8 protein-coding genes and 1 pseudogene are annotated in these 8,407 nt (G+C 55.1%); 7 read left to right on the plus strand and 2 right to left on the minus strand.

Annotated elements, in window-relative coordinates; all coding sequences use genetic code 11:
• The first annotated feature begins 125 nt into the window (after positions 1-125).
• The 4 genes and pseudogenes from ASC74_RS21725 (at position 126) to ASC74_RS21735 (ending at position 2,840) form a co-directional block, all read left to right on the plus strand.
• Positions 126-1,175, plus strand: coding sequence for an NAD(P)-dependent alcohol dehydrogenase (locus tag ASC74_RS21725; RefSeq protein WP_056743963.1), 1,050 nt, complete (start codon positions 126-128; stop codon positions 1,173-1,175).
• A gap of 54 nt (positions 1,176-1,229) precedes the next feature.
• Positions 1,230-1,409, plus strand: coding sequence for a hypothetical protein (locus ASC74_RS21730; protein WP_056743965.1), 180 nt, complete (start codon positions 1,230-1,232; stop codon positions 1,407-1,409).
• A pseudogene (locus ASC74_RS32240) lies at positions 1,360-1,554 on the plus strand (alpha/beta hydrolase); the annotation flags it as partial. The gene ASC74_RS21730 and the pseudogene ASC74_RS32240, both read left to right, overlap by 50 nt.
• 86 nt (positions 1,555-1,640) lie before the next feature.
• The gene (locus ASC74_RS21735) at positions 1,641-2,840 is read left to right on the plus strand and encodes an MFS transporter (RefSeq protein ID WP_056743967.1); all 1,200 of its coding nucleotides are present in this window, start codon (positions 1,641-1,643) and stop codon (positions 2,838-2,840) included.
• Positions 2,841-2,913: 73 nt separating this feature from the next.
• On the opposite strand, the gene ASC74_RS21740 is transcribed toward ASC74_RS21735, so the two are convergent.
• Complete coding sequence (locus ASC74_RS21740) at positions 2,914-3,657, minus strand: SDR family NAD(P)-dependent oxidoreductase (protein ID WP_056743969.1); 744 nt, start codon at positions 3,655-3,657, stop codon at positions 2,914-2,916.
• A 180-nt stretch (positions 3,658-3,837) separates the two neighbouring features.
• Here ASC74_RS21740 and ASC74_RS21745 point away from each other — a divergent pair, with 180 nt between their 5' ends.
• Complete coding sequence (locus ASC74_RS21745; RefSeq protein WP_201784098.1) at positions 3,838-4,170, plus strand: winged helix-turn-helix transcriptional regulator; 333 nt, start codon at positions 3,838-3,840, stop codon at positions 4,168-4,170.
• An 11-nt stretch (positions 4,171-4,181) separates the two neighbouring features.
• On the opposite strand, the gene ASC74_RS21750 is transcribed toward ASC74_RS21745, so the two are convergent.
• Positions 4,182-5,111: a LysR substrate-binding domain-containing protein gene (locus ASC74_RS21750; protein WP_056743971.1), complete on the minus strand. Its 930-nt coding sequence runs from the start codon at positions 5,109-5,111 to the stop codon at positions 4,182-4,184.
• A 229-nt stretch (positions 5,112-5,340) separates the two neighbouring features.
• Between ASC74_RS21750 and ASC74_RS21755 the strand changes: the two genes are divergently transcribed.
• Both ASC74_RS21755 and ASC74_RS21760 read left to right on the plus strand, forming a co-directional pair.
• Positions 5,341-6,630, plus strand: a complete 1,290-nt coding sequence (locus ASC74_RS21755) for a dicarboxylate/amino acid:cation symporter (RefSeq protein WP_056743973.1) — start codon at positions 5,341-5,343, stop codon at positions 6,628-6,630.
• Positions 6,631-6,640: 10 nt separating this feature from the next.
• Complete coding sequence (locus tag ASC74_RS21760) at positions 6,641-8,113, plus strand: amino acid racemase (RefSeq protein ID WP_056743975.1); 1,473 nt, start codon at positions 6,641-6,643, stop codon at positions 8,111-8,113.
• Positions 8,114-8,407 lie beyond the last annotated feature (294 nt).

Consider the following 8,407-nt stretch of genomic DNA (forward strand, 5'->3'; position numbering starts at 1 on the left):
TCACGACCGTCCTGCAAAAAAACAGAGACTCATAGAATCAGGCAAGTAATCCAGCGGAATGCACTACAGAGGGTCTGCACAGAGCGGGAGAATGTTCATCCGACAAACCCATCGAGGATGCTCCCATGCTTGTCAAAGCCTACGGTGCTCACGCGGGCGACAAACCCCTTGAGTCAATGCAGATCAACCGCCGCGAGCCTGCAGCCCATGATGTTCAGATCGATATCGCCTTCTGTGGCATCTGCCATTCAGATTTGCACCAAGTGCGCGCAGAGTGGGCGGGCACGCAATTTCCTTGTGTACCGGGGCACGAAATTGTCGGTCGCGTATCGGCGGTGGGCGCACATGTAGCGGATTTCAAAGTCGGGGATCTGGTCGGTGTCGGCTGCGTCGTCGACAGCTGTAAAGACTGTGACGACTGTGAGACAGGCCTGGAAAACTATTGCGACGGAATGGTCGGCACCTACAACTTTCCGACACAGGACGCACCCGGCTGGACGCTGGGCGGCTACTCGCAAAACATTGTGGTGCATGAGCGCTACGTGTTGCGCATCCGCCATCCCGAGGCGCAACTGGCTGCCGTCGCACCGTTGCTATGCGCGGGCATCACCACCTACTCGCCTCTGCGTCACTGGAACGCTGGACCGGGGAAAAAGATCGGCGTGGTCGGCATCGGCGGTCTGGGCCACATGGGCATCAAGCTGGCTCATGCGATGGGCGCCCACGTCGTGGCGTTTACCACCTCTGAATCCAAGCGCGAGGCGGCAAAGGCGTTAGGCGCCGATGAGGTCGTCGTATCGCGCAACCCTGAAGAAATGGCTGCACATACCAAAAGTTTCGACTTCATTCTCAACACCGTCGCAGCCCCCCACGACCTTGATGCGTTTCTGGTGCTGCTCAAGCGTGATGGTGCGCTGACGCTGGTTGGTGCGCCCGCCTCGCCACACCCATCGCCGAACGTATTCAACCTGATCATGAAGCGTCGAACGATTGCCGGCTCGATGATCGGAGGCATCCCCGAAACACAGGAGATGCTGGATTTCTGCGCCGAGCACAGCATCGTCGCCGACATCGAACTGGTTCGAGCAGACCAGATAAATGAATCCTACGAGCGAATGCTCAAGGGCGACGTCAAGTACCGCTTCGTGATCGACAACTCCACATTGGTTGACTAAGCGCCTCAGATTCAAGAACGCAAATGGACACCATCCAAAAGTAAGGATTATCGAATGAACAGACTCTTTCTTGCCCTGGGGCTGCTTATCGCCTCTTTCTCAACAATGGGAGCTGATATGTCCAACGGTGCTGACAACTTCTACAAAAGCGAAAAGGTAATCGCAGAAAAGGTCACCTTTAAGATCGCCACGTCCGCTTCTGTTTATCGCTGGCTCCGAGGCTCATTCTCGTGAATACAGTGAAGATGCCTACAAGCGTGCAGCGGAGCCTAAAGAACTGGTCATCATTCCGGGCACCAACCATGTCGATCTCTACGACCGGGTCAACCTCATTCCATACGACAAGCTGACTATGTTCTTCAAAAGCAACCTGAAGTAGCCCGTTCGGTGCCCTGGCCGGGCATCGTTTCTCTCGTAGCCTCGTCCTCGGGGCTACGACGCTTCGCGCAATACAGGATTCAACCAATGACTGATCACACCATCCCAGTACCCCATAAATCATGGGGTGCCGTATTTGCCATGTCGCTCGCCGCCTTCGTGCTCGTGGCATCGGAGTTCATGCCCGTCAGCCTGCTGACACCCATTGCCGCGGATCTGCATATCACCGAAGGACAAGCCGGTCAGGGCATTTCCGTTTCGGGGCTGTTTGCCTTGTTCACCAGTCTTCTGATCGCATCGGTGGCTGCGCGGGTTGACCGCAAACCGCTGCTCCTCTTACTGACACTGCTTATGATTTTTTCTGGAACAGTGGTCGCGTTCGCGCCGAACTACTGGGTGTTCATGATCGGCCGCGCGCTGATCGGCGTTGCGATAGGTGGCTTCTGGTCATTGTCGGCGGCAACCGCCATGCGCCTGGTGCCTGATGACCAGATCACTCGCGCAATGGCAATCGTCAACGGCGGCAACGCTTTGGCGACGGTTATTGCAGCGCCATTGGGCAGTTTTCTCGGCGCCCTGATTGGCTGGCGCGGGGCATTCTTGTGCGTCATCCCAGTCGCGATAGTCGCTTGTGTATGGCTGTTGTTAAGCCTTCCACCGATGAAATCGCAAAACGGTTCAGGCGCTGGCAACGTCTTCAAGTTGATGAAAAGCACGCCGGTCGCGTTAGGCATGGTGGCGGTCAGCGTGTTTTTCATGGGCCAGTTCATGCTGTTTACCTATTTGCGCCCGTTCCTTGAAACGGTCACGCACGTCAGTGTTTCCATGCTGTCGTTGATGTTGCTCGTCCTGGGTCTTGCGGGCCTCGCAGGAACCTTCCTGATTGAAGCGTTCTTGAAAAATGGCCTGCATCGAACACTCATCGTCATCCCGATCTTGATGGCGGTGATTGCACTGGCGCTTGTTTCATTCGGTAGCTCGGCGGCTACCACGACTGTCTTGCTTGGCCTCTGGGGACTGGTTGCGACTGCAGCGCCTGTGGGATGGTGGACATGGCTGGCGAGAACGTTGCCAGACGCTGCCGAAGCGGGAGGCGGCTTAATGGTGGCGATCATCCAACTCGCTATTGCGTCTGGCGCAACCGTTGGCGGGCTGGTCTTCGACTCGAGCGGCTATCGAGCGACCTTCGAGTTGAGCGCCACTGTGCTGGGCGTGGCGGCCGTTCTTGCCTTCCTGGCTGCACGCGCAGCATCGCGGGAGCCTCTTGCCGCAGCGAATATCGCTTGAAATAACCACAAGACACACCAAGGCATGTCTTGCGGTTTCGGTGGAGAATACGCTCGGTAACTGGACGTGACCGTCAGCGTGCGCTGTCGATGATTTGGCCACCATCAGGCGTCAGGCTGTAACCCGTCAGGAATTGTGCATCCTTGCTGGCGAGGAATAGCACGACCGGCGCAATGTCCTCTTCGGGCGATCCATAACGGCCAAGTACGTTAGTGGGTGCGGGCGCATTGGCCGCGGCACCCCAAGTGTCTGCAACCGGCATCACATTGTTTACTGTGATCTTGTCAGCCCCCCACTCCCTTGCCGCCGAGCGAGTCAAGGCGCGCACCGCCTCCTTCGCCATGTTGTACGGAGCGTATCCCTGCAGGCCGATGACACCGGCCAGCGAGGCGAAGTTAATGACCCTACCCTCCCCGCTGGCTTTGAGGTGGGGGTAACAGGCTTGCATCGTCCGTAGATAGGCAATAGGCCCCATTTCCAAATTGCGTTGCAATTGCTCGGCCGACAGATCGAGAACCGATGAAAGAACAACCGAGGGGTCGAAGGCATTGTTCACAAGAATATCGATCCGGCCATACACAGCCACCACCTTTTCTACGGCAGCTTTGATTTGATCCGGGTCGGCGATATCACAGACTACTCCGAGGGCGATACCACCCGTAGCCTGGATCTCAGCGACAACAGCAGCGACATTTTCAGCCGTGCGTGAAACGACCGCCACCTTCGCACCTTCCTCCGCGAAAAGCTTCGCTGTGGCTCGGCCGATGCCGCGGCCGGCGCCAGTGACAATGGCAACTTTTCCATTGAGTCGGGACATGTTGATCTCCAATCAGTTAGGGGTTACTTGATATGCCGTGGTTACTTGGCCGTAAGGTGAATGCGTCGACTCAGGTCAAAGATGTCGCCTAATATGAAAAGCTACAAGTAGGATGAAAAAGTGGTGCTTAGTATGGAAAACCAGACTATTGGCGACGTTCAGATCAACATGCACGAGGAAATGCGCCGCGCATTTGCGCTGCTCTCAGGCAAGTGGAAACTGGAAATCATGTGGTTGTTGAACCAGCGAATCTATCGTTTCGGAGAACTGCGCAAGGCGATTAGCGGCATCACCCAGCACATGCTGACGGCACAACTCCGAGAGCTTGAAAACGATGGCCTGGTATTGCGAACAGTCTTCGCGGAAGTGCCCCCGCGCGTCGAATATGAAATGACGGCAAAGGCTCGTGCGCTAGGGCCGACGATGGAGGCACTCGCGTTATGGTGGAGCGAGTATGGGAAGAGCGTGCCGGTGAAGCCAAGCTCGCGTGGACGCAAACCAAAAAGCACTTAAGCATTAAATGATCAATTGGCTATTTTGCCATGGAGATCGCGGGAAGCTCCTTCGAGGGTTTTCCATAAGCTGCGCATCGTAGGGTTCTCATTGGTGATGGAACAGTAGGAGCGTATCTCCAGTCGCGTACTCCATTCATCACCACCCGCTTTTACCAACTGACCTCGCTGAAGCTCATCAATGACGGCGCTTTGCGGCAACCATGCCACGCCATACCCCTCTATCGCCATTCGCATCAAAAGCATCGCCATGTCTGCCTCATAGCAGCGCTCCAGCACACTCACACTTGGGCCATTTTTGATGACTATGTCTGCTACGCGACCTAGAAAAGTTGTGGCCGTATAAGCGAGGTGAGGTACTGCTTTGGCTGAGGTACCGGGCAAGCGATACAGCGGTTGCCCGTTGTTGTCAGGGGCACACAACGGAATAAAGGCGTCATGTCCCAACGTCAGGCAACCGAATTTTTCCGGGTCTAGAAGAATGGGTGCCAAGGGATGGTGGTAGACGATCATCAGATCGCAACTCCCCTCCTCCAAGGCGATAACGGCGTCATGAATGTTCGCTGCAACGACTCGGGCGTTGAACTGCTCATTGTGCTGCTGAAATTGGGTTAGCCATTTCGGTAGAAACGTCATTGAAAGGCTGTGGCCAGCAGTGACCTGGATGGATCGCCCGGGCATTCGCTCAACCTCTCGCAAGGCTGAACGCAGTCTCAATAACCCCGCCAATGCCTCGCGGCCCTCTTCACAAAAACTTCGCCCCGCAGGCGTGAGCTGAACGGGATAAGTTCCGCGATCTACCAACTCTGCTCCAACCCATTCCTCAAGTGACCGTATGCGACGCGACAGTGCTGACTGGGTCACGCACCGTACCTCCGCAGCACGAGAAAAGTTTTTCCACTCGGAAATCGCTAAAAGATCATCCAGCCATTTGATTTGCATACCGGCACCTCACGCTCCGAATGCGCAGTGTACTGCGCCTCAGTCAGGACGAAGCAGCTGTTTCGAAAACTATTCCAAAAGCGCATGAGGCTATCGGGATTACTCATCACGACGATTCAAACCCGACCCTAGAATCGTAATCGTTGAAGCGACGCTAGAGAGCTTCGACCCAATGACACTTGTCTCCTGCCAAGTAACAAAAGCAAAAAAACCACTTGAGGAAAGCTCCGTGAAGAAAAATAAACTTCCGCGTCGGATCGCAATTGGCATCGCCTCAGGCGTGCTTGTCGGTTGGGCGTGTCACCATTTCGCAGGGAGCGAACAAAGCGCCAAAGAGATCGCCTCTTACTTCTCGATGGTCACCGACATCTTTTTACGCATGATCAAGATGATCATCGCGCCTCTGGTGTTCGCTACCTTGGTCGGCGGCATCGCGAGTATGGGTAACTCCCGCTCCGTTGGCCGGATTGGCTTAAGAGCCATGGCCTGGTTCGTCACCGCTTCGGTAATCTCGCTGGCAATCGGCATGGGCCTGGTCAACCTGTTCCAACCCGGTGCGGGACTGAACATGGAGGTTGTCCAGCATGCGGCAAGTCCCGTGGTGGTCAACACCGGGGATTTCAGCCTCAAGGTTTTCATCAGTCACGTGTTCCCTCGCAGCATTGCTGAAGCAATGGCCAATAACGAAATCCTGCAAATCGTGGTGTTCTCGTTATTCTTCGGGTTTGCCTTGGCGGGTGTGAAGCGAGCGGGTTACACAACGATTGTCGATAGCATCGAAGAGCTGGCCAAGGTGATGTTCAAGGTCACGGACTTCGTCATGGCCTTCGCGCCAATTGGGGTTTTCGCAGCCATCGCATCGGCTATCACCACGCAAGGGCTTGGCTTGATAGTCGATTACGGAAAACTGATTGCCGAGTTCTACTTGGGCATTGTGATTCTGTGGTGCGTGTTGTTCGCTGCCGGCTACCTGTTCCTGGGTCGCTCAGTGTTTACCTTGGGCAAGCTCATTCGCGAACCCATCCTCCTCGCATTTTCCACTGCCAGCAGCGAATCCGCTTACCCGAAAACCATGGAGGCACTGGAGAAATTTGGTGCGCCCAAGCGCGTATCCAGCTTCGTCCTTCCGTTGGGGTACTCATTCAATCTTGATGGTTCGATGATGTATCAAGCGTTCGCCATCATGTTCATTGCTCAAGCCTACAACGTCGACTTGAGCTTCACACAACAACTGCTCATCTTGCTGACGCTGATGATCACCAGCAAGGGAATGGCGGGTGTAGCCCGAGCATCGGTGGTCGTGGTGGCGGCTACGTTACCCATGTTCAATCTTCCCGAAGCCGGCATTTTGTTGATTCTTGGCATTGACCAATTCCTTGATATGGCCAGGACTGCCACCAACGTCGTTGGCAACAGCATAGCGACGGCTGTGGTTGCCAAATCAGAGCCACATGAAGAACCTGAAGACGCGCCTGGCAACAAATCTCCGATCCAAAATCACACTGTAGCCACCGCCTGAGAACCGAACCATGAAAGGTAAATCAAAGCCGTCCAGCGGGTCATCGTTCGCTCGCAAACTAGGTATCGTTGGCGGGCTTGGCTCACTGGCCGGCGGTGATCTTTTCCACAAATTGGTGAAGTCCAGAGCTGTTCTGGAGGATCAAGGTCGCTATCACTTTCTGTTTGAACAATACCCGTTCAAGGACGTGCTGATGCCTCTTGATCAGGGTGCCAGCATGACCTCCAGAAAGTTTTATGTATTTCAGGTTTGTCAGACGTTCGAGGCGAGCGAAGTCAATGCAGTCTTACTGCCTTGCTTTGCCAGTCACACCTTTCGGGAGGAGATCCAGGAGGAAATTGGGATACCCGTTCTGGATATGATGGCGGCGTTACGCAAGCATGTGGATCATGTCGCTGAACACGGCAGTACGTTGGGAATCATCGCATCCGACTATGTTCGGCACTCCGGGTTGTTTGAGCGCTATTTTAGCAATGACTTCAAGCTGGTTTATCCAAACGATAACGCGCAATCCGGGTTGATGGACGCCATGTACGGGGTTAACGGCATCAAAGATGGATTCCTTGACGGTGTACCACTCGAATGTGTTTATCAGGCCTGCCTGTCGCTTCAGGATCAGGGGGCCACAATCATCCTGCCAGGTATGACTGAGCTTTCGTTGGTCTGCGGTGATCTACAACGGCGTGGCTTGACTGTCCTGGATATCAACGAGATTTATGCCGCTTTCGCCACCTTGGAGAAAGGCCAGTCGACCCGTCCGCCTTTCAAGCTTGGGATTGTAGGTGGAGTTGGGCCAGCGGCAACGGTCGACTTCATGGGTAAGGTTGTGGCGCACACACCGGCAGGTCGCGATCAGGAACACATCAAAATGGTGGTGGAACAGAACCCCCAGATCCCTGATCGCACAGCCAATCTGCTGAACGACGAAACTGATCCGACGATGGCGATGTATGCAACGTGCAAACGACTGGAAAGCGCCGGTGCCAATGCCATTGCGATTCCGTGCAACACAGCACACGCCTTTGTTGAGCGCATCCAGACGCACCTGCGTGTACCTATCGTGAATATGCTGACTGAAACGGTAGAGGCTATCGTGCAGCGGTACGGTGCCGGCAAAACCGTCGGGCTGCTAGCGACGTCCGGCACCATCAAAAGTCAGGTTTATCACGAGGCAGCTCGACAAGCAGGGCTTCAAATAATTGCCCCTGGCGTGGATTACCAAGCGTTGGTGATGGAGTCGATTTACGGACATCACGGAATCAAAGCAGGTTTCACAGAGGGCATATGCAAAGACCAGCTCCTGACCGCCGCAGAACACTTATGTGAATTGGGTGCTGATGTGCTCATCCTGGGATGTACGGAGCTACCGCTGGTGCTTGAGCATAGCGAATCCTACATGATCAAAAATCATGAGGTCGCACTGGTCGACCCGACAACCATTTTGGCATTGAAGTGCATTGAGCTAGCGCTCAGTACACAGTAGAAAACAGCCGCCGACACTTTTCTCCTGTCAGCACCGATAACAGAAACGCCGCTCAGTGAGCGTAATGCTGTTCACTTAAGGTTGGGGGACATATCCGTTTCTGTGGTGATGGCGACTTAGGGTTCCGCCCTTACGGCGGGTCACTTTCGAAAAGCCTGCGCGGCCCGGCGGAAAGTAACCAAAGCGCTTTGCCCCGCCATTCGGTGCCTCGCCTAGGCTCGGCATGCCGTAACGAAGGCATTGCTCCGGGGGCCCGCCGCCATCGGCCATCCATGGCCGGGGGCGGCTACCGCG

This window comes from Pseudomonas sp. Root329, from assembly GCF_001424925.1.
Lineage (GTDB): Bacteria > Pseudomonadota > Gammaproteobacteria > Pseudomonadales > Pseudomonadaceae > Aquipseudomonas > Aquipseudomonas arabinosi.

Bases quoted from the DNA above. Each gene is read 5' to 3' on its own strand.
- ASC74_RS21725 (WP_056743963.1), top strand. From the start codon at position 126: ATGCTTGTCAAAGCCTACGGTGCTCACGCGGGCGACAAACCCCTTGAG.
- ASC74_RS21730 (WP_056743965.1), top strand. From the start codon at position 1,230: ATGAACAGACTCTTTCTTGCCCTGGGGCTGCTTATCGCCTCTTTCTCA.
- ASC74_RS21735 (WP_056743967.1), top strand. From the start codon at position 1,641: ATGACTGATCACACCATCCCAGTACCCCATAAATCATGGGGTGCCGTA.
- ASC74_RS21740 (WP_056743969.1), bottom strand. From the start codon at position 3,657: ATGTCCCGACTCAATGGAAAAGTTGCCATTGTCACTGGCGCCGGCCGC.
- ASC74_RS21745 (WP_201784098.1), top strand. From the start codon at position 3,838: ATGCGCCGCGCATTTGCGCTGCTCTCAGGCAAGTGGAAACTGGAAATC.
- ASC74_RS21750 (WP_056743971.1), bottom strand. From the start codon at position 5,111: ATGCAAATCAAATGGCTGGATGATCTTTTAGCGATTTCCGAGTGGAAA.
- ASC74_RS21760 (WP_056743975.1), top strand. From the start codon at position 6,641: ATGAAAGGTAAATCAAAGCCGTCCAGCGGGTCATCGTTCGCTCGCAAA.